The sequence below is a fragment of the Mobilicoccus sp. genome, assembly GCF_032060985.1.
GTDB lineage: Bacteria > Actinomycetota > Actinomycetes > Actinomycetales > Dermatophilaceae > Mobilicoccus.
The window spans coordinates 181,213-201,944 of record NZ_DAMBGD010000003.1; the positions used below are offsets into that span (position 1 = coordinate 181,213).

The window sequence follows — 20,732 nt, forward strand, 5'->3', positions numbered from 1 at the left end:
CGACGACCCTGCGACGAGGCGGCGGCGCCGTCTAGGGTGGCGCCATGACGACGATCTTCACCCGCATCATCGACGGAGAGATCCCCGGACGGTTCGTCTGGTCGGACGAGCAGTGCGTCGCCTTCCTGGCCGCCGCGCCCCTCCAGCCGGGACACACGCTCGTGGTCCCCCGGGCGGAGGTCGACCGGTGGATCGACGCCGACCCCGACCTGTTCGCCCACCTCAGCCGCGTCGCGCAGATCATCGGGCGCGCCCAACAGGCCGAGTTCGACTGCGTGCGACCCGGCCTCATCATCCAGGGGTTCGAGGTGGATCACCTGCACCTGCACGTCTGGCCCACGTGGTCCCCGGCCGACTACGACTTCCGCCGAGCCGACGGCGACCCCGACGCGGCGGCCATGGACGCCGCCGCCGCCCGACTGCGCAGCCGCCTGCGCGAGGACGACGAGGCCGCCGCCCACGTGCCCGCCGAACCGGTGTGATCCCCGGCGCTCCGACGGTGGTCGTCGGTGGGTGGTCTCCGAGGACGTGAACCTCGCCGGTCGCCGGCGCGGGACTTCGTCGTGGCACGAACCCGCCTGCGCTCCTGTTAGGTTAGGTTTGCCTTAGTAAGGCGGTCCTAACCCAACCGACAGGAGTCCTCGATGCCTCGCGTCACCCCCGCCGTGCTCGTCTCGGCCCTCGCCCTCACCCTCGCCGGTTGCGGCGCGACCGCTCAAGGGGGGAGCGACGGGCCCGGTGCGGTCTCGGGGGCGGCCCCGTCACCCGCCGCCCCGGCGACGATCACGGTCGCGGCGAACAACGGCACGGTGGAGGTCCCGACCCGCCCGCAGCGCGTCGTGGCCCTCGACAACTCCTCCTTCGAGACCCTCGAGGCGTTCGGCATCACCCCCGTCGCCGCCCCCAAGCAGCTGCTCCCCGAGAACCTCGGCGAGTGGGCGAGGAACGGCGACATCCTCGACGTCGGCACCCACCGCGAGCCCAAGCTCGAGGTCGTCGCCCAGGCCCAGCCGGACCTCATCATCGGCGGCAAGCGCTTCGCGAAGGTCACGCCCGACCTGCAGAAGCTCGCCCCCGTGCTCGACCTGGCCCCCAGCACCGAGAAGGACGGCTACGTCGACGCCCTCAAGAAGCAGACGCAGACCCTCGGTGAGATCTTCGGCAAGCAGGCCGAGGCGACGCAGCTCATCACCGCTCTGGACCGGTCCGTCGAGGCCGCCGTCAAGGAGAGCTCCGGGCAGCGCGCGTTCCTCGCCAACCACAACGGCGGCAGGCTCGACAACGGCGCCGGGCGCATCGGGGTCCTCCTGCAGCCGCTGAAGGTCACCGACGTCTTCGAGACGAAGGCCGACAACGCCTCCGTCCACCAGGACTCCGGCCTCGCCCCGGAGACCGTGGCACAGAAGAACCCCGACGTGCTCATCGTCATGGACCGCGACGCCGCGGTCTCCAGCACCCGCGACACCGCCACGCCGGCGAGCCAGACCGTCGCGGCGCAGAAGGCGTGGGCCGGCACGACGTTCATGAAGAACGACGCGATCGTCTACCTCGCGGACAACTTCTACGTGACCGAGGGCATCCAGGCCTACACCGACGCCTACACCAAGATCGCGGACGTCCTCGGAAAGTCCACGGGCACCTCCTCCTGATGACGGCGGCACCGACCACCCGGGAGCGGCCGGGGTCCTCCTCCGCCGCTCCCGGCCGTCCTGCGCCCACGACCGTCCGGTTGCTGTTCGGCGGGCTGTGCCTCGCGGCCGCGCTGCTGACGGCGGCCTCGCTGTTCGTCGGCGGATACGACATCCGGGCGTCCGGCCTGCTCGAGGACCCGGAGCAGCTGCGGATGTTCCTCATCTCCCGCGTCCCCCGCACGCTCGCGCTGCTCTTCGCGGCCACGGCGATGAGCGTGTCGGGCGTCATCATGCAGATGATCACGCAGAACCGGTTCGTCGAACCGACGACCGCCGGCACGAGCGACTGGGCCGGCCTCGGGATCCTGCTCACCCTCATCCTCTGGCCGGGCGCGCCGGTGATGGCCCGCATGGTCCTCGCGAGCGTCTGCGCGTTCCTCGGCACGATGGTCTTCCTCGCGCTCCTGCGGCGGATCGCCGTCCGGGACTCCGTCGTCGTGCCGCTCGCGGGCCTCATGCTCGGTGCCGTCGTCGGGGCGGGCTCGACGTTCCTCGCCGGGCGGTTCGACCTCCTCCAGTCGATGTCGGCCTGGCGTTCGGGCGGGTTCAGTTCGGTCGTCGAGGGGTTCTACGAGCCCCTGTGGGCGGTCGCCGCGATCACGGTGGTGGCCTGGCTCGCGGCCGACCGGTTCACGGTGGCCGGGCTCGGCGAGGAGACCGCGACGAACCTCGGCCTGAACTACCACGCCGTCGTCCTGCTCGGCACCGCCCTGGTCGCCCTCGCCACCGGGATCACCTCGGTCGTCGTCGGTTTCATCCCCTTCCTCGGCCTCGTCGTCCCCAACATCGTCTCGATGCTCCTCGGGGACGACCTGCGCCGGAACCTGCCCTGGGTCGCGCTCACCGGCACGGTCCTCCTGCTCGTCTGCGACCTCGTCGGCCGCACGATCGTCGCCCCGATGGAGATCCCGGCCTCGGTGATCCTCGGGGTCGTCGGCGCCGCCGTCCTCGTCGCGCTCGTCGTGAGGAGCCGTGCCCGTGTCAGCGCCTGAGATCACCGACGCTCGCCCGGTCGAGACGGCGACGCAGGGGGCGGCCGGGCACGCCCGCCCGTGGTTGCGGGTCCTCCTCGCCTGGGGCGTCGCGGGCCTCGCGCTGGGGGCCTACCTCTTCGCGTTCGTCGTCGGACCCGTCGACTTCGCCCTCTCCCTCCGCCTCCCCACGGCCGGGGCGATCCTCGTCGCCGCGTTCACCCAGGCCCTGGCGACGGTGCTGTTCCACACGGTCACCGACAACCGGATCCTCACCCCGTCGATCATGGGGTTCGACGCCCTGTTCGTCCTCCTGCAGACCGTGCTCGTCACCCTGTTCGGCGGGCTCGTCCTCACGGACCTCGAGGGCATCCCCATGCTGCTCGCGCAGGCGGCAGCGATGGTGCTCTTCGCACTCCTGCTCTACCGCTGGTTGTTCTCGGGGACGTTCGCCAACCTGCACGTGCTCCTCCTCGTCGGCGTCGTCATCGGCATGGCCTTCCGGAGCGCCTCGACGTTCCTCGAGCGCCTTCTCCACCCCACCGACTACGACCTGCTGTCGGTGGAGTTGTTCGGCCGCATCACCGACGTCGACCCCAGACACCTCCCGCTCGCCTTCGTGGTCTGCCTCGTCGCGGGCGTCTGCGCCTGGCGGAGGCGGTACACGCTCGACGTCTTGCTCCTCGGCCGCGAGGCCGCCCTGGGGATCGGGGTGGAGCACCGCCGGGAGATGACCGTGGCACTCGTCCTCATCGCGGTGCTCGTCTCGTTCTCGACCGCCCTGGTCGGTCCGTTGACGTTCTTCGGCTTCGTCATCGCGACCCTCGCCTACCAGCTCACCGGCACCCACCGTCACGCCGCCGTGGTCCCGATGGCCACCGCGCTCGGCGTCATCGCGTTGGCCGGCGGCCAGTTCCTCCTCCAGCACGTCTTCTACTCCGCCGGATTCCTCACCACCATCATCGAGTTCGTCGGCGGCCTCTGTTTCCTCGTCGTCCTCCTCCGAAGGAGAAACCTGTGATCCGTTTCACCGACGTCACCAAGACCTACGGCGACCTCACGGTCCTCGGACCGGTCTCGGGGGAGATCCGCGCGGGCGGGGTTACCTCGCTCGTCGGCGCGAACGGCGCCGGCAAGTCGACACTGCTGACGATCGTCGGGCGCCTCCTGACACCCACCTCCGGACATGTCGAGGTCGGTGGCCTCGACGTCGCGACGGCCTCCCGCCGGGACCTCGCCCGCACGCTCGCGATCCTGCGTCAGGAGAACCACCTCACCGCGCGGCTGCGCGTGGAGGAACTCGTCACCTTCGGTCGCTTTCCGCACACCGGGGGTCGGATCACCCGCGAGGACCGCGAGCACGTCGAGCGGGCGCTGGAGTTCCTCGACCTCCTCCCGTTGCGCGACCGCTTCCTCGACCAGCTCTCCGGCGGCCAACGCCAGCGGGCCTTCGTCGCGATGACGATCGCGCAGGACACCGCGTACCTGCTGCTCGACGAGCCCCTGAACAACCTCGACCTCGCGCACGCGGCCACGATGATGCGGTTCGTGCGTCGCGCCGCCGACGAACTCGGCAAGACCGTCGTCATGGTCGTCCACGACATCAACGTCGCTGCGGCCTACTCCGACCGGATCATCGCCCTGCGCGGCGGCCGGATCGTCGCCGACGGCGGCCGCCCCGAGATCATGACCCCGCACACCCTGGCCGACGTCTTCGGCCTGCACATGGACGTGCACGAGATCGGTGGAGACGTGGTCGCGATGCACCACACTGGGGTCCCCCTGAGTACCGTCGCCTGACATGAGACGGCTCCCCCACGACTATCCCTGGACGACGACACCGGAGCCCGGGATCCTCGACCGTGGCCGGTTCCACGCCGACACCGACCCACTGCGGGGCCTCGATCTGCGCGGACGACGGGCCGTCGTCGCGGTGGGGTCCAACGCCGCTCCCGCCGTCCTCGCCGCCAAACTTCCCGACGCGCGGATCCCGCTGCTCCCTGGTGTGATCACCGACCTCGCCGTCGGGCACTCGGCCCACGTCAGCCTCGCCGGTTACATCGCGGCCGCGCCGTACCCGTGCCCGGGTGCCCGCACGCCGGTGACGGTCTCCTGGCTGGAGGAGACGGCGCTCGCGGCGCTGGATGCGACCGAGCCCAACTACACGCGTGTCACCGTCGGCTCCGTCGGCGGAGAACTCCAGGTCGAGCCGGCGCTTCACCCCGGCGAGGTCGATCTCTACGTCTCCACCCACGGCGTCGTGGGGGTCGAGGAGCCGCTCGCCCTCACGACGCAGGCCGACCTCTTCACCGTGCTGTCGCGCACCCCCGAGCTGGCCTCGGCGCTCTCCGGCGAGGTGAGCGACGTCTGTGCCCGCCTGGCCGGCGACGCCGAGCTTCGCGCCACCGTCACCGGTCGGCTGCCCCGGTGGACCCCCGATCCCCCGGCCGGACGTGGCGAGGACCGGCCCCGGCCCCCACGTCGCGTGGGAACCGGGGCCGGTGTCGGTCGGTGGCGAACCCCGCCGATCGCGCTCGCCGGGGGACCGTGTGATCAGGCCGTCGACGGGCCGATCACGCCGTGACGAGCGAACGCAGCACGTACTGCAGGATGCCGTCGTTGAGGTAGTACTCGCGCTCACCGGGGGTGTCGATGCGGACGACCGCGTCGAACTCGACGGTCGCGCCGTCCTCCTTGGCCGCGGCGACGTGGACCGTCTTGGGGGTGCGGCCCTCGTTGAGCTCGGTGATGCCGGTGATCTCGAACGTCTCCGTTCCGTCGAGCCCGAGGCTGGAGGCGGTCTCCCCCTGCGGGAACTGCAGCGGCAGGACGCCCATGCCGATGAGGTTGGAGCGGTGGATGCGCTCGTAGCTCTCGGCGATGACGGCCTTGACGCCGAGCAGGCGGGTGCCCTTGGCGGCCCAGTCGCGGGAGGACCCGGAGCCGTACTCCTTGCCGGCGAGGACGACGAGCGGGACGCCCGCCTCCTGGTAGTTCACCGAGGCGTCGTAGATCGAGCTCTGCTCGCCACCGGTGGTGAAGTCGCGGGTGAACCCACCCTCGACGCCGTCGAGCAGCTGGTTCCGAAGGCGGATGTTCGCGAACGTGCCACGAATCATCACCTCGTGGTTACCGCGGCGCGAGCCGTAGGAGTTGAAGTCCTTGCGGTCGACCCCGTTCTCGGCGAGGTAGCGACCGGCCGGGCTGTCGGGCTTGATCGAGCCCGCCGGGCTGATGTGGTCGGTCGTCACCGAGTCACCGAGCTTGGCGAGCACCCGGGCGCCGGAGATGTCCTCGACCGGGGTGAGCTCCATCGTCATGCCCTCGAAGTACGGGGGCTTGCGGACGTAGGTGGAGTCGCCGTCCCACTCGAAGGTGTTGCCCGAGGGGGTGTCGAGGCCCCGCCAGCGGTCGTCGCCGGCGAAGACGTCGGCGTACTGCTCGGCGAACATGTCCCGGTCGATCGAGGAGTCGATCGTGCGCTGCACGTCCTCGCTGCTCGGCCAGACGTCGCGGAGGAAGACGTCGTTGCCCTCGGAGTCCTGCCCGAGGGGCTCGGACTCGAAGTCGAAGTCCATCGTGCCGGCGAGCGCGTAGGCGATGACGAGCGGCGGGGAGGCGAGGTAGTTCATCTTGACGTCGGGGTTGATGCGGCCCTCGAAGTTGCGGTTGCCCGAGAGCACCGAGACGACGGCGAGGTCGTTCTCGTTGACCGCGGCGGAGATCTCCTCCGGCAGCGGGCCGGAGTTGCCGATGCAGGTCGTGCAGCCGTACCCGACGAGGTCGTAGCCGAGGGCCTCGAGCGCGGGCCACAGGCCGGCCTTCTCGTAGTACTCGGTGACGACCTTCGAGCCCGGTGCCATCGAGGTCTTGACCCATGGCTTGACCTGCAGACCCTTGTCGGCGGCGTTCTTGGCGAGGAGTCCCGCCGCGAGCATGACCGAGGGGTTGGAGGTGTTGGTGCAGCTCGTGATCGAGGCGATCGAGACGATGCCGTGGTCGATCGCGAACGTCTCACCGTCGCGGGTGACGTCGACGAGACGGTGCGGGCGATCGTGGCCGTTCCCACTCGATGCGGGAGCCTGCACCCCCTTCTGGTCGTCGGACTGCGGCGTGGGCGCGTCGCTCGCCGGGAACGACTGGGCGTCGTCGATCTCGAACTCGGCCGTGGCGTAGTCGGGCAGGACCTTGCGGAACGCGGTCTTGGACTCCGAGAGCAGGATGCGGTCCTGCGGGCGCTTGGGGCCGGCGATCGAGGGGACGACCGTGGAGAGGTCGAGCTCGATCTGCTCCGAGAACCGCAGCTCCACCGCGGGGTCGAGCCACAGGCCCTGCGCCTTGGCGTAGGCCTCGACGAGGGCCACCTGCTCGTCGCTGCGACCGGTGAGGTGCAGGTACTCGATCGTCTTCTCGTCGATGGGGAAGATCGCACAGGTCGAGCCGAACTCCGGGCTCATGTTGCCGATCGTCGCGCGGTTGGCGAGCGGGATCGAGGCGACGCCCTCCCCGTAGAACTCGACGAACTTGCCGACGACCCCGTGCTCACGCAGCATCTGCGTGATCGTGAGGACGACGTCGGTGGCGGTGACGCCCGCCGGGATCTCGCCGGTGACCTTGAAGCCGACGACCCGCGGGATGAGCATCGAGACGGGCTGGCCGAGCATGGCGGCCTCGGCCTCGATGCCACCGACGCCCCAGCCGAGGACGCCGAGGCCGTTCTCCATCGTCGTGTGCGAGTCGGTACCGATGCACGTGTCGGGGTAGGCGACGCCGTCGCGCTCCATGACGACCCGCGCGAGGTGCTCGATGTTGACCTGGTGCACGATGCCGGTGCCCGGGGGGACGACCTTGAAGTCGTCGAACGCGCCCTGGCCCCAACGGAGGAACTGGTAGCGCTCACCGTTGCGCTCGTACTCGTACTCGACGTTGCGCTCGAAGGCGTCACGGCGACCGAACACGTCGATCTGCACGGAGTGGTCGATGACGAGTTCGGCGGGACTGAGCGGGTTGATGCGCTCGGGGTCGCCGCCGAGGTCGGCCGCGGCCTCACGCATCGTCGCGAGGTCGACGATGCACGGCACGCCGGTGAAGTCCTGCATGATCACGCGGGCCGGCGTGAACTGGATCTCCGTGTCCGGCTCGGCGTCGGCGTCCCAGCCACCGAGTGCCCGGATGTGGTCGGCGGTGATGTTCGCCCCGTCCTCCGTGCGCAGCAGGTTCTCGAGGAGGACCTTGAGGCTGTACGGGAGGGTCGTGCTGCCCTCGACCTTGTCGATGCGGAAGATGTCGTACTTCTTGCCGCCGACCTCGAGCGTGTCCTTGGCCTGGAAGCTGTCCTGACTCACCCTGTGCTCCTTCGCGTTGAGTCCCACGCGTCCGATTCCACGCGTGTCCGACGTCGCTGCCCCGCTCTCGGCCCGGCTCCCTCGCCGAGTCTCTCGATATCGAGACATCTACGGTCATTCAACCACACGGGGGCGGAGGAAGGACCGTCTCACCCCCGATCCTCTCGCAGTTCGGAAGGGTTCGCGGCCCAACCCGCCACGAAGATCACGCGGGGAGCAGCAGGGCGATGGTCTCGACGTGGTGGGTCATGGGGAAGGCGTCGTAGGCGACGACGTCGGCGAGCTCGTAGCCGCACTCCACCGCGGTCGCGACGTCGCGTGCGAGGGCCGCCGGGTCGCAGGCGACGTAGGCGATGGCCCGCGGACGCATCGCGGCGAGGTCCTGCATGACCGACTTCCCCGCGCCCACCCGCGGCGGGTCGAGGACGACGAGATCCACCTCGTCACCGCCCTCGACGAGGGGCGCGAGCTCGCGGGCGACGTCACCGGCCCGCACCTCGAGCTGTTCCACCTCGGCGGTCGTCGCGGCGAGGGAGAGACACGCCCGCTCGTCGCCCTCGACGGCCAGCACGGCCCCGTCGGGGCCGACCGCGTCGGCGAGCGCCCGGGCGAACAGGCCGACCCCGGCGTAGAGGTCGAGGGCCCGCTCCCCCGGCTCGGGCCGCAGCAGCGCGAGGACGTGGTCGACGAACGTCGCCGCCGCGCCGGGATGCACCTGCCAGAAGCCTCGGGCGTGGACCTCGAAGTCGCCCTGCCAGGCGGCCGCCTCGACGTGCTCGACGACGTACTGCTCACCGGCCTCGACGCCGTCGACCTCGACCACGACGTCGTCGTCCAGCGGCACGGGCACGAGCGTCGGCTCACCCACCGACGGCGCGACGACGTCGACCGCGGCCATGCCCGTCCAGTCCTCCTGGAGCACCCCGGTGCCGACGACCCCGTGGGTCGCGATCGGGCAGTCCGAGAGCGGGATGACGTCGTGGCTGCGTTGGGGACGCAGGCCGGCGCGCCCGGCGTCGTCGACGGCGAACTCCACACGGGTGCGCCACCGCAGCCCGTCCTCGTCCCCGGGGACGGGCCGGACCTCGACCTCCCGGTCGAGACGGGCGAGACGGGCCAACTGCGTCTGGACGACGTGCCCCTTGAGGGCGCGCTGACGAGGCAGGGAGACGTGCTGGAAGTCGCAGCCGCCGCACCCGCCGGGCCCGGAGACCGGGCACCTCGGTTCGACGCGGTCCGGCGAGGCGTCGATCACCTCGACGGCGTCGGCGAAGACGAACCGGTCCCCCTCCCGGCCCTTGGTGACGACCGCGCGCACGCGTTCTCCGGGGATCCCGTGTCGGACGAACACGACCTGCCCCTCCACCCGACCGACGCAGCGGCCACCGTGGGCGATGTCGGTGAGATCGAGCTCGGCCTCGGCGCCGACGAGCGACTCCCGCTCGGGCGCCGGTGGCCGCTCTCGCCCCTGCCTCGCCCGGGCCTGCCGATCCCCGCCGTGGCTCCGGCCCTGCCGGTCCCGGCCGGACTGTGCCCGGCGAGGCTGTCCGGGGCCTCGCGCCGGCCCGTCGTTCCCGCCCGATCCGTCCTGCGTGCTCATGCCCTACCCCGTCCTGGTCCGCGTACCGACGACGGCGCGGCCTGTCCTCCGATGACCCATTCCTCGGCACCCTCCGAGCTCCGAAGCTGCCAGGGCACCGAGACCACCATGACACCCGGGGTGAACAGGAGAGCGGCCTTGAGCCGCAGCGCGCTCTGATTGTGCAGCACGTGTTCCCACCAGTGACCGACGACGTACTCCGGGACGTACACGGTGACGACGTCGCGCGGGTTGCTGCTGCGGATCGATCGAACGTAGTCGATGATCGGCCGCGTGATCTCGCGATAGGGCGAATCGAGCATCTTCAGCGGCACCGGCACCTGGAGCCGGTCCCACTCGGCGAGGAGTTCGTCGCTCTTCTCGGGCTCCACGGCGACCGTGACGGCCTCGAGCACCGAGGGTCGGCAGGCGCGGGCGTAGGCGAGGGCTCGCATCGTCGGCTTGTGCAGCTTGCTCACGAGGACGACCGCGTGGACGTGGGAGGGCAGCGCCCGCTCCGCACGGCCGTCGGCCGAGAGCTCGAGCTCCTCGGAGACCCGGCGGTAGTGCTTGTCGATCGCGAGCATGAGGAAGAAGAGGAACACCATCGCGAGGATCGCGAACCCGGCGCCGCGCATGAACTTCGTCGCGAGGACGACGAGCAGGACCGTGCCCGACATCGTCGCGCCGACCGCGTTGATCGCCCGCGACCGCATCATCCGGGCGCGTTCCTTGGGCTCGTTCGTGTCCGCGAGGTGGCGGTTCCAGTGCCGCACCATGCCGATCTGGCTCACGGTGAACGACACGAAGACGCCGACGATGTAGAGCTGGATGAGCTTGGTGACCTCCGCGTCGTACACGAAGATGAGGAGCATCGCGGCGCTCGCGAGGATGAGGATGCCGTTGCTGTAGGCGAGGCGGTCACCGCGCTGGGACAGCTGCCGCGGCAGGAAGCCGTCCTTGGCGAGCACCGAGGCGAGCACGGGGAAGCCGTTGAAGGCGGTGTTCGCGGCGAGGATGAGGATGATGCCGGTGACGATCGCGATGAACAGGACGCCGACCGGGAACCCGTCGAACACCGTCGTCGCGAGCTGGCCGATGATCGTCTCCTGCACGTAGCCCGCTCCCACCGGGACGCCGTCCTGGTAGAGCTGGGTCGCGGGGTCCTCGGCGAACTGCACGCCCGTGCGGCGGGCCAGGCCGATGATCGACAGGAGCATGATCACCGAGATCGACCCCATCATGACGAGCGTCGTCGAGGCGTTCTTGCTCTTGGGTTTGCGGAACGCCGGCACACCGTTGCTGATGGCCTCGACACCGGTGAGCGCGGCGCATCCCGAGGAGAACGCCCGCAGCAGGAGGAACGCGAACGCGACACCGGTGAGCGCCTCGTACCCGGGCTCGGGACGGAGTTCGAAGCCGGCGCTCGGCGCCGGCGGCAGGGTGCCCATCGCCGCACGGACGTTGCCCCAGACGGCCATGCCGATGATGCCGATCATGAACGCGTAGGTGGGGATCGCGAACGCCGTGCCCGACTCGCGCACACCGCGCAGGTTCATCGCGGTGAGCAGGACCACGAGCGCGAGCGCCACCCACACCTCGTGACCGCGGACGAACGGGAACGCCGCCGCCGCGTTCTGCACGCCCGAGCTCACCGACACCGCGACGGTGAGGACGTAGTCGACGAGCAGGGCGCTCGCGACGGTGACGCCGGCCTTCGGGCCGATGTTGACCGTCGCGACCTCGTAGTCCCCGCCCCCCGAGGGGTAGGCGTGGACGTTCTGCCGGTAGCTCATGACGACGACGACCATGACGAGCACGACCGCGAGCCCGATCTCCCAGCTGTGGAAGGCGACCATCGACCCACCCGCGATCGCGAGGGTGAGGAAGATCTCGTCGGGCGCGTACGCCACCGAGGAGAGGGCGTCGCTCGCGAACACCGGGAGCGCGATGCGCTTGGGGAGCAGGGTCTCGCCCAGGCGGTCGCTACGGATGGCGCGGCCGACCAGCAGTCGCTTGAAGGCTCGGCTCACATCTGACACGCCCCAAATGTAGGCTGCCGCGCCGCGTGAGGCGCACGCACGCGGTGAGACGCGGTCGAGGCGCGTCTCACCCGATAGCCTGGGCTCCGTGCATTTCGTCATCATGGGGTGCGGCCGCGTCGGTGCGACCCTCGCTCTCAGCCTCGCGGCCCGCGGACACGACGTCGCCGTCATCGACCTCGACAAGGCCGCATTCCGCCGTCTCGGCCCCGACTTCGACGGTCGGCGGGTCACCGGATACGGCTTCGACCGCGACACCCTCGTCAGGGCCGGCATCGAGAACGCCTACGCCTTCGCCGCCGTGAGCAGCGGCGACAACAGCAACATCCTCGCCGCGCGGGTGGCGCGCGAGACCTACGGCGTCGACAACGTCGTCGCCCGCATCTACGACCCCGGCCGGGCCGAGGTCTATCAGCGCCTCGGCATCCCCACCGTCGGCACCGTGCGATGGACCGCCGACCGCATCATGCGCCGTCTCCTGCCCATCGGCGCCGTCCCGGTCTACACCGACCCGAGCGGCGGGATCGTCATGGCCGAGATCCCCGCCCACGAGGGATGGATCGGTCATCGGATGGCCGACATGGAGGAGCGCAGCGGCGGTCGCATCGGCTACTACACCCGTCTCGACGAGGCCCGGATCCCGACCCCGCAGACGGTCTACCAGGAGCTGGACACCCTCCACGTCCTCGCGGCCTCCGAGGACATGGCGGCCGTCTCCGCCGTCCTGCTGGACCCGCCCGCCCGCCACGACTGATCCGCTCCCACGCCGACCCACCGGGGAGTCAGACCCCCACTTCCGAAAGGACCCCCATGCGCGTCGTCATCGCCGGAGCCGGCAGCGTCGGCCGTTCCATCGCGCGGGAACTCATCGAGAACGGCCACGAGGTCCTGCTCATCGACAGTGACGCCGCCGACGTCCAGTCCTCCCGGGTCCCCGACGCCTCGTGGCTGCTCGCGGACGCGTGCGAACTCACCTCGCTCGAGGACGCGGGTCTCGAGCACTGCGACGTCGTCGTCGCCGCCACCGGCGACGACAAGGCCAACCTCGTCGTCTCGCTGCTCGCGAAGACGGAGTTCGGCGTCCCCCGCACCGTCGCGCGCGTCAACAACCCGAAGAACGAGTGGATGTTCGACTCGACGTGGGGTGTCGACGTCGCCGTCTCGACACCTCGGCTCATGACCGCCCTCATCGAGGAGGCGGTGAGCGTCGGCGACCTCGTGCGGATCTTCGAGTTCTCCCAGTCCGAGGCCGTCCTCGTCGAGCTCACCCTGCCCGAGGGCACCCCGTGGACCGGTCAGCGCGTCATCGACGTGCCGTGGCCGATCGACACGGTCCTCACCTGCCTCGTGCGCCAGCAGCGGGCCATCGCGCCGAGCGCCGACGACGTGCTCGAGGTCGGCGACGAACTCATCCTCGTCACCTCGGTGGACCGCGAGGACGAGCTCGCCCGCCTCCTCAACCCCGACTCCCAACGCGGCGAGGAACAGGAGGGCGAGGAGGAGCTCGGCGAGGACGTCCCCGGCACGGCCGCGGCGCTCGACGGTCACGACAGGCGCGGAGCCACCGCGGTGGGCCCCGCCGGTGAGCCCGGCGGCGCGGTCGACGCCCCCGTCGACGCGGGCGACCCGGCGCACCCCGACCCCACGTCGGCGGGAGACACGTCGATGGGAGACACGTCGATGTCAGACACGTCGATGGGAGACACGGCGCACGAGCACGAGCCGGCGACCCCGCAGGACCCTCAGACGGGCAGGATCTCGTAGTCGGGGTTGAAGATCGTGCGAACGCCCTGGCGGCGGCACACGCGCCCCTTCACGTGCAGGACGGTGCCCGGCCGGATGCCGTGCACGTACCGACGGCCCAGCCAGACGACGTCGAGGGCCCCGGTGCCGTCGTAGATCTCGACGGTGAGTTCGCGCGGTCCGCCGCTCGTCGGCGGGTGGGACAGCGCGCGGGCCACTCCACAGACGTCGGCGAGAGCGCGGTCATGGACCTCGGCGATGGGCTGCGCCCCGAGGGCGGCGCCACGACGCCGCAGGTCCGCGGTCTCGTCGTCGTCGCGCGCCGCGATCAGCCCGCGGATCCGACTCATGACGCTCATGCCGCGAGCCTCACGTCACCCGATCTCACGGTCAGCGGATCTCCGTGATCTCCGGGCCGCGGGTGAAGGGGTCGAGGTCGGCGGCGCTACGCCCGGGCTCCTCCGCCGGCTGCTCCTCGTCGTCGGGCAGGCGGAGGGTGAGGAGTTCGCGCGGCCCCATGGGCTCACCGCCACGGTCGACGACGACGTGGGCGAAGACCGCCCTCAGCCCCGCGGCGGCGGTCCGGTCCTCCGCGGCGCGTCCCGAGAGGACACCACGCAGGAACCACCGCGGACCGTCGACGCCGAGGAAGCGCATACGGGTGCCCCCGGTGGAGACGAGCAGCTCGGTGCCGTAGTCGCCCTCCTCCTCGACGGCCTCCCCGCCCTGGGCGGTGAGTCCTTCGGCGATCTCACCGCGGATCTCCGACCACAGGCCGGAGGACTTGGGTGCGGCGAACGCCTGGAGCTGGAGGCTCGAGTCGCCGAGGACGACCTGCACCGCGGTCACCTGGCTCTGGCTCTGGTCCATCTCGAAGGTGAGCATGAGCCCCTCGACCGCCGGCACCCAGATCGAACCGAGCCGCAGGTAGCCCTCGGTGTCGGGGGCGTTTGCGGCGTCGTAGGGGCCCACGTCGAGGGCCGCTCGCGCGGGGGCGGTCTCATCGGTGCCGGGCGCTCCGGTCGTGCTCGTGAGGTCGACGGCGTCGCTCGCGAGGTCGACGGCGTCGCTCGAGGGGCCGGTGCTGCTCGCGGGACCGGTGCTGCGCGCACCCTCGGCGGCCGCCGACGTGCCGGGGGTCTCCGACGTCGCCGACGTGACGTCCTCGCTCTTCTTGCCGCGGCGGAACCACGCCATGGTCGATCTCCTCCTCGTGGGCCCTCGACGGGTGCCCTGCGTCCGACCGGCGGAATCAGCCCGTCCTGGGCCCGAATCCGCCGCTGTCACCGTGACCAGTGTGGCCCCTGTCGGTGCTCGAGAGCACATCGGTCTCGACGAAGCGCACGGCGGGCACGGGCATGAACAGGATCTGGGCGATGCGGTCGCCGCGATGGAGCCTCATCTCCTCGTCCCCCAGGTTGACGAGGTTGATCTTGATCTCACCCCGATAGCCGGCGTCGATCGTGCCGGGGGCGTTGACGATCGAGATGCCGTGGCGGGCGGCGAGGCCCGAGCGCGGGTGGACCGAGCCCACCCATCCCGGGGGGATCTCCATCGCGACTCCGGTGCCGACCAGCCCCCGCGCGCCGGGCGCGAGGGTCAGGTCGGTGGCGGCGAACAGGTCGGCGCCCGCGTCGTCGGGGTGCGCGCGGCGCGGGAGCGGAAGCTCCGGGTCGAGTCGCCTCAGCCGGATCTCCAACGGGGTGGCCGGCATCGGCGGCGTGGTCGGCATCGGGGTCCAGCGCGCGTCCGAATCCGGGTGCGCGGCGGGGTGGGAGTCCCCGTCCGAGGCGGGCGCCGTGACCGGCCGGGGCTCGTGGTCGGCGTTCAGCTCGCGCACTCCTTGCACACCGGGAGGCCACCGACCTCCTTCGCGAGCTGGCTGCGGTGGTGGACGAGGAAACACCGGGAGCAGGTGAACTCGTCGGCCTGCTTGGGCACGACGCGGACGGAGTACTCCTCGCCGGAGAGATCGGCACCGGGCAGTTCGAAGCTCTCGGCCTGTTCGGCCTCGTCGACGTCGACGCTGGAGGCCGACTTGTCGACGCGGCGCGACTTCAGCTCCTCGATGCTGTCCTCACCGAGCTCGTCCTCGTCGGTCTTGCGGGGGGCGTCGTAGTCAGTGGCCATCCGGCTCGTCTCTCCTTGTTCGTCGGCACATCCACGGTCCTGCACGGGACCGTCATCGGCCCCGCGTGCGCCAACACAACGTTTCCGACGCCGGGATTGTGCCCTATCCCCGGGGCGAGGAGTACCCGGGCCGCCCGATGGTCCTCGGCCGGTGTTGCGCGACGGTGTCGGCGCCTGGGCCTCAGGCCGATTGCTGGACGGACGACCTGGTGTCACCGCATCGTCACCCGGTCGTCACCGGCACGGTTCCAGGGTTGTCGCCCACGTCGTCTACTCTCGGCGCGGACGACGTCCAGGACGCGGCCCGGCACACGCGTCGGGTCCGGGGCGATCGTCCGCACCGACGCAACACCCCCGAACCGCCACGAACCGAACACCTCAGGAGGTGGGTCATGACCGAACTCCACGTGCAGATCGTTCACCGCGCGCAGGAGGCGCTGGCATCCTTGCAGGCCGCGGAGGAGGAACGAGACCTCCACCTGGCGCATGTGCACACCGGCGAGCTGGAGTCCCTCGCCCGCACCGCCCTCGAGCACGACCTCGACGTCCCGCAGCTGCGGCCGTTCACGCCCGAGACCGTCTGAGAGCCCGAGACCGTCGAGCACGGAGGACGCCCGGCCCCCACGCACCAGGTGGGCGGCCGGGCGTCCTGCGTCCCTCTCGTCGCGGGGTTTCGGCTCGGGTGGTTCGGCTCGCGTGGTTCAGGGGTGGCGGACGAGGTCGACGACGGAGTCGACGGCTCGGGTGAGCGCCTCGGCGATGCCCGGGGCGGCGGCGATGACGCAGTCGCTCGAGGGTGGTTCGCCCTGCGCGCCCGTGCAGGTGCCTCCGGCCTCGGTGAGGACGATCCAGCCCCCGGCCATGTCCCAGGGGTTGATGCCCATCTCGTAGTACCCGTCGAGACGTCCCGCGGCGACGTGGCACAGGTCGAGGGCGGCCGAGCCGCCGCGGCGGATGTCGCGCACGTGCGGGATGAGTTCGGCGAGCGCCCGGGCCTGCCGGCCGCGCTTGGCCGCGTCGTACCCGAAACCCGTGCCGACCAGGCTCGTCGCCAGATCGGTCGCGTCGCTCACGTGGACGGGCTCGTCGGCGCCGTCCACGGTGCGGGTCCAGGCACCTCCGCGAAGGCGGGCGTGGTGGACCCGGCCCGCGACGGCGTCGGCGACGGCACCGACGACCGGACGCCACTCCCCCGGCACCGTCGGGTCGCCCTGCACGAGGGCGACCGAGACGGCGTACTGCGGGAACCCGTAGAGGTAGTTGACCGTCCCGTCGATGGGGTCGACGACCCAGGTCAGTCCGCTGCCCGCGGGCTCCGTGGTGCCCGGCGGAGCCTGGTCGGTCCGTCCGTCGGCCGCCTCCTCCTCCCCGAAGAACGCGTCCCGGGGCCGGGCCGCCCGCAGCCGCGCGGCGATGAGTTCCTGGCTGCGCGAGTCCATCACCGTGACGATGTCGACGTCGGAGGACTTCGTCGTGACCTGGAGTTCGGCGGCGCGCCGCTCGACGACGAACCGGGCCGCCTCGGCGGCGACGTCGATCGCCAGCTCCTCGAGCGCGCGCAGCTCCTCCGCGGACGGCAGACCCCGGTCGGTCGCGGCGGTCATCGGGTCGCCTCCGCCGTCGCGATCGGCGTCACCCCGGGACTGTCGAGACCGCAGAGGGCCGGGCGCGCGCCGACCGGGCGCGGATCCGGGCAGCACCCGGGCCGGCACCGGGAGGGCAGCGGGCCGCGTGCCGAGACGGTCGCCGGGGTCACGTCCTCGCCCCGCGCCTCCGCGGCGCGCTCCTCGAGGAGGTCGACGAGACCGCGGACGAACGCCGGGTCGCAGCGCACGGTGGGGACCCGCACGAACGCGAGGCCGAGCGTCTCGGCCACCTCGGCCGCCTCGGTGTCGAGGTCGTGGACGACCTCCATGTGGTCGGCGACGAACCCGATCGGGCTGACGACGACACCGTCGACGCCGTCCTCGGCGAGGTCGCGCAGGTGGTCGCCGATGTCCGGCTCGAGCCACGGCTGGTGCGGCGGGCCGGAACGGGAGCAGTAGACGAGACTCATCCCGAGGGCGTCGATGCCGGGGGTCCCCGCGAGGGACTCCCGCACACGCGCCGTGACGAGATCGACGATCTCCTCGTGCCGGGCCACGTACTCCCCACCGTCGGGACCCGAGGCCTCGGCCATCGACACGGGGATCGAGTGCGTGACGAACGCCAGGTGGGGACGCGCGACCTCGTGCGTGGCGAGGAACTCGCGCACCGCGTCGACCGTGCGTGTGGCCGCCGCCTCGACGAACCCGGGGTGGTCGGCGTAGGGGCGCACCTTGTCGATCATGAGCGTCGCGGGCCCGTCGCCCGTCGCGCCGTCGTCGGCGCCGCCCTCGGGCACGAGCTCGAGACCCAGGTCGACGACGGAGGAGGCGAGTTCCTCCCGGTACTGGCGACACCCGGAGTAGGAGGGGTAGGCGCTCGTGACGAGGGCCACGAGCCGCGACAGTCCCCGCTCGCGGGCCTCCTGCAGCGCCTCGGTCGTGAACGGCGCCGCGTGACGGTTGCCCCAGAGGATCGGCACGGACTCCCCCCGGGACCTCAACTCACCCTCGAGGGCCTCGACGAGCCGCCGGTTCTCACCGTTGATGGGGCTGACGCCGCCACGGATCTCGTAGTGGTGGGCCACCTCGGCGAGGCGTTCGTCGGGGATCCCCCGCCCGCCGGTGACGTGGCGCAGGAAGGGCATCACCTCCTCGGGGGCCTCCGGGCCGCCGAACGAGAGCAGTAGGACGGCGTCGTAGGGCGCCAGGGCGTTCACCAGGTTCCTCCTCGAGGGGACGGGGCGACCGCGCGACCGATCCCACCGGGCCCGCCCGAGCCGACACGCGAGTCCGCTCGGGGAACGATCCGTTCGAGCCGGCGGCCATCGGATCGGGCACGTCGCGCAGCGGCCGTGCCTGCTCACGCTATCGTGGCCACGACTGTCGACCGCCCGCGCCCACCCCGACCCCGGGGCGCCCCGGCCGGGTGCGATGCGAGGCGGTGGTCCGCGCGATGGGAGAAGACTCGATGCACGCACTGCGCCTCCTCGGCGTCAGCGACGACGGAACCCACCTCGTCCTCGGGGACGGGGCCACCGAGTACGCCCTGCCCGTCGACGCCGCCCTGAGGGCGGCGCTCCGCCGTGACACCCAGCACGTCATCCCCGGTCACACCGACGGCCGTCCCATGAGTCCCGTCGAGGTCCAGGCGCTCATCCGCGGGGGTGCCGACGCCCAGGAGGCCGCCGAGCGAGCCGGGTGGAGCATCGAGAAGGTCCGTCGGTACGAAGGACCGATCCTCGCCGAGCGTGAGCACGTCGCCCGTCTCGCGATCGCCTCACGCCTGCGTCCTCGTGGACCCGCCTCCGGCTCACCCACGCTGCTCGACCGGGTCACGCGGCGCCTCGGGGCCCACGGCGTGTCGATCGACGACGTCGACTGGGACGCCTGGCGCGACGACGACGGCCGCTGGGTCGTCGAACTCGACTACACGCACGAGGAGCGACGGCGGCGCGCGTCGTGGACCTTCGAGAAGTCCTCGATGTCGATCCGGCCGCTCGACCACGAGGCCCGTCTCCTCACCGACGACGATCCGGAGCCCGAGCCCGTCGAGACGTTCTACCCCGAGTACTCCGGCCAGCCCTCTCAGTCCCACGACGGGGCGCATGAGAGCGGTGACACCGGTCGCGGCGCCGACTTCGCCGCGTACGCGGCCCGTTCCTCCGAGCCGGTCGCCCACCGCGGGGAGCGCCCGCACGTCGACGACGACTCCGACCTCATGGCCACCCTGCGCTCCACCTCGCGGGCCCGGCGCCGTGGAGGGCGTCGTGCGTCCTCGGCACCCGTGACCGCGACCCACGAGGAACCGGTCCTCGTGGCCGAGGACGACACCGCCGCCTTCCCCGTCCCGCAGCCTGCCGAGGCCTCGGCCCCGGCGGAGATCGCCGACGCCGTCGAGGACGCTCGGGCCGAGCTCGCCGAGGTGCCCCAGACCCCCGACGAGAGCACCGACACCGATACCGACGCACGGCAGGAGGCCGGGCTCGACGCGAGCGCCGAGCTCGGCGACGTGCCGTCGACGGCGCACGAGACGACGGGGGACGACCCGACGCCGGACGACGACCCGACGACGGACGACGGCACGACCGCGCAGTCGGGCTCCACGCGGGGCTCGGAATCCCCCGAGGACGATGCCCCGGCTTCCGAGGAGGGGTCCGGCCTCTCGGCGCTCACCGCGTCGGCCGCGGCGCTCGAGGCGGAGGCCGAGGCGGCGACCACGCCGACCCCCCGCGAGCCGCTCACCGCCGGGGAGGGTGTCCGCGACGATCGTGACGCCGCCGGACCCGATGCGACGCGGGCCGGGGACGCGGGAGATGCCGATTCGACGGTCGTGCCCGGCGCCACCGCCCCGGCGTCGCCGGTCGGAGCCGAGCCCGTGCCCGAGTCCGTCGTGCCCGAGCCCGTGGACGGGTCGCCGGCGGCGGACGGCGAGGAACCCGCGCCGGCCGCGGCCCACGACGAGCCCCACCTGCCGTTCGAGGACACGCCGCCCGCACCGACGCTGCGAGCCGTCGAGGGCACCGCGGGTGACCCCGAGGTCGCCGACACCCCACCGACCCACGACCCCGACGTCTCCGCGACCGCCACGGGGCCGACCGACACCGCCTCGCCGACGCCCACGGCCGACTCGCCCCGGTCGACGACCGGCTCTCGTCGCACCCGTCGCCGGACCAAGAAGACGACGGCCCCGGGCGACGCGAGACGCCACGACGCGACCGACCGCACCGCCGACACCACCGGCACCGACAGTGACGGCCCGACGTCGGCGAACGCGGAGAGCACCTCGTCGACCCCGACGACCTCGGGCCCCAAGCCGACCCCGTCGACCTCGGGCCCCAAGCCGACGGCGCCGGCGGTCACGGCCCCCGTCCCGGACCCCGGCGCCCCCACCTCGGCCGCACCGACCGCCTCGTCGGAGGCCGCCCGCCCCGACCCGGGTGCCCCCGCGCCCGACGCCACTCCCACGCCCCGTGACCTGGCGGGCCGCGCCCGTGCCGGGGACACGACCCCGGCGGCGGAGTCGGGGTCCCCGGGGCAGTCGTCGAAGCCCCGCCGCCGTGGCCGTGCGAGCGTCCCGGCGTGGGACGACATCATGTTCGGGGCCAAGCCCGGCGAGGAGTGAGGGGCGTCGCGCGGACGGCCCTC

General features: G+C 71.9%; 18 protein-coding genes and 1 pseudogene. 10 read left to right on the forward strand and 9 right to left on the reverse strand.

Annotated features, from left to right (window positions below; all coding sequences use genetic code 11):
* Nucleotides 1-44: 44 nt before the first annotated feature.
* The 6 genes from RT054_RS03980 to RT054_RS04005 all read left to right on the forward strand — a co-directional run bounded on the left by RT054_RS03980 (nucleotide 45) and on the right by RT054_RS04005 (nucleotide 5,246).
* Nucleotides 45-482 carry an HIT family protein gene (locus RT054_RS03980; RefSeq protein WP_312719915.1) on the forward strand — a complete coding sequence of 146 codons (438 nt, stop codon included), beginning with the start codon at nucleotides 45-47 and terminating at the stop codon, nucleotides 480-482.
* 162 nt (nucleotides 483-644) lie between these two features.
* A complete protein-coding gene (locus RT054_RS03985; protein WP_312719913.1) occupies nucleotides 645-1,649 on the forward strand; it encodes an ABC transporter substrate-binding protein in 1,005 nt (334 codons plus the stop codon).
* Nucleotides 1,649-2,683: an iron chelate uptake ABC transporter family permease subunit gene (locus RT054_RS03990; RefSeq protein ID WP_312719912.1), complete on the forward strand. Its 1,035-nt coding sequence runs from the start codon at nucleotides 1,649-1,651 to the stop codon at nucleotides 2,681-2,683. The genes RT054_RS03985 and RT054_RS03990 overlap by 1 nt, the downstream gene beginning before the upstream one ends.
* On the forward strand, nucleotides 2,670-3,683 hold the full coding sequence (locus tag RT054_RS03995; RefSeq protein WP_312719911.1) for an iron chelate uptake ABC transporter family permease subunit: 1,014 nt from the start codon (nucleotides 2,670-2,672) through the stop codon (nucleotides 3,681-3,683). Before RT054_RS03990 ends, RT054_RS03995 begins: the two co-directional genes overlap by 14 nt.
* A complete protein-coding gene (locus tag RT054_RS04000; protein ID WP_312719910.1) occupies nucleotides 3,680-4,462 on the forward strand; it encodes an ATP-binding cassette domain-containing protein in 783 nt (260 codons plus the stop codon). Before RT054_RS03995 ends, RT054_RS04000 begins: the two co-directional genes overlap by 4 nt.
* 1 nt (nucleotide 4,463) lies before the next feature.
* Nucleotides 4,464-5,246, forward strand: a complete 783-nt coding sequence (locus RT054_RS04005; RefSeq protein WP_312719909.1) for a hypothetical protein — start codon at nucleotides 4,464-4,466, stop codon at nucleotides 5,244-5,246.
* Here the strand turns inward: RT054_RS04005 and acnA are convergent.
* The 3 genes from acnA to RT054_RS04020 form a co-directional block, all read right to left on the reverse strand.
* Nucleotides 5,236-8,007 carry an aconitate hydratase AcnA gene (gene acnA, locus RT054_RS04010; RefSeq protein ID WP_312719908.1) on the reverse strand — a complete coding sequence of 924 codons (2,772 nt, stop codon included), beginning with the start codon at nucleotides 8,005-8,007 and terminating at the stop codon, nucleotides 5,236-5,238. The two genes, RT054_RS04005 and acnA, sit on opposite strands and share 11 nt — an antisense overlap.
* Nucleotides 8,008-8,212: 205 nt before the next feature.
* Nucleotides 8,213-9,607, reverse strand: a complete 1,395-nt coding sequence (locus tag RT054_RS04015; RefSeq protein WP_313022231.1) for a TRAM domain-containing protein — start codon at nucleotides 9,605-9,607, stop codon at nucleotides 8,213-8,215.
* Nucleotides 9,604-11,628: an APC family permease gene (locus RT054_RS04020; RefSeq protein ID WP_313022232.1), complete on the reverse strand. Its 2,025-nt coding sequence runs from the start codon at nucleotides 11,626-11,628 to the stop codon at nucleotides 9,604-9,606. Before RT054_RS04020 ends, RT054_RS04015 begins: the two co-directional genes overlap by 4 nt.
* Nucleotides 11,629-11,716: 88 nt before the next feature.
* Between RT054_RS04020 and RT054_RS04025 the strand changes: the two genes are divergently transcribed.
* Nucleotides 11,717-12,382, forward strand: coding sequence for a TrkA family potassium uptake protein (locus RT054_RS04025; protein ID WP_312719905.1), 666 nt, complete (start codon nucleotides 11,717-11,719; stop codon nucleotides 12,380-12,382).
* A gap of 56 nt (nucleotides 12,383-12,438) precedes the next feature.
* Nucleotides 12,439-13,101 (forward strand): annotated as a pseudogene (locus tag RT054_RS04030) (potassium channel family protein); the annotation flags it as partial.
* Between the two features lie 269 nt (nucleotides 13,102-13,370).
* On the opposite strand, the gene RT054_RS04035 reads toward RT054_RS04030, so the two are convergent.
* Genes RT054_RS04035 through RT054_RS04050 form a run of 4 tightly spaced genes read right to left on the reverse strand, consistent with a single transcriptional unit; the run spans nucleotide 13,371 to nucleotide 15,501 of the window.
* Nucleotides 13,371-13,730: an OB-fold nucleic acid binding domain-containing protein gene (locus tag RT054_RS04035; RefSeq protein WP_313022233.1), complete on the reverse strand. Its 360-nt coding sequence runs from the start codon at nucleotides 13,728-13,730 to the stop codon at nucleotides 13,371-13,373.
* A gap of 31 nt (nucleotides 13,731-13,761) precedes the next feature.
* A complete protein-coding gene (locus RT054_RS04040; RefSeq protein ID WP_313022234.1) occupies nucleotides 13,762-14,568 on the reverse strand; it encodes a DUF3710 domain-containing protein in 807 nt (268 codons plus the stop codon).
* 55 nt (nucleotides 14,569-14,623) lie between these two features.
* Entirely contained in the window at nucleotides 14,624-15,211 is a 588-nt protein-coding gene (gene dut / locus RT054_RS04045; protein WP_313022235.1) for a dUTP diphosphatase, read from the reverse strand.
* Nucleotides 15,199-15,501 (reverse strand): DUF4193 domain-containing protein, encoded by a 303-nt coding sequence (locus RT054_RS04050; protein ID WP_312719898.1) that lies wholly within the window; start codon nucleotides 15,499-15,501, stop codon nucleotides 15,199-15,201. Before RT054_RS04050 ends, dut begins: the two co-directional genes overlap by 13 nt.
* Before the next feature lie 392 nt (nucleotides 15,502-15,893).
* Between RT054_RS04050 and RT054_RS04055 the strand changes: the two genes are divergently transcribed.
* Nucleotides 15,894-16,085 (forward strand): hypothetical protein, encoded by a 192-nt coding sequence (locus RT054_RS04055; RefSeq protein ID WP_312719896.1) that lies wholly within the window; start codon nucleotides 15,894-15,896, stop codon nucleotides 16,083-16,085.
* A gap of 117 nt (nucleotides 16,086-16,202) precedes the next feature.
* Here RT054_RS04055 and RT054_RS04060 read toward each other — a convergent pair whose 3' ends face one another.
* Nucleotides 16,203-17,105, reverse strand: a complete 903-nt coding sequence (locus RT054_RS04060; protein ID WP_313022236.1) for an inositol monophosphatase family protein — start codon at nucleotides 17,103-17,105, stop codon at nucleotides 16,203-16,205.
* On the reverse strand, nucleotides 17,102-18,304 hold the full coding sequence (locus tag RT054_RS04065; RefSeq protein ID WP_313022237.1) for a ferrochelatase: 1,203 nt from the start codon (nucleotides 18,302-18,304) through the stop codon (nucleotides 17,102-17,104). The genes RT054_RS04060 and RT054_RS04065 overlap by 4 nt, the downstream gene beginning before the upstream one ends.
* 251 nt (nucleotides 18,305-18,555) lie before the next feature.
* Here RT054_RS04065 and sepH point away from each other — a divergent pair, with 251 nt between their 5' ends.
* Nucleotides 18,556-20,709, forward strand: coding sequence for a septation protein SepH (gene sepH, locus RT054_RS04070; protein ID WP_313022238.1), 2,154 nt, complete (start codon nucleotides 18,556-18,558; stop codon nucleotides 20,707-20,709).
* The last annotated feature ends 23 nt before the right edge of the window (nucleotides 20,710-20,732 follow it).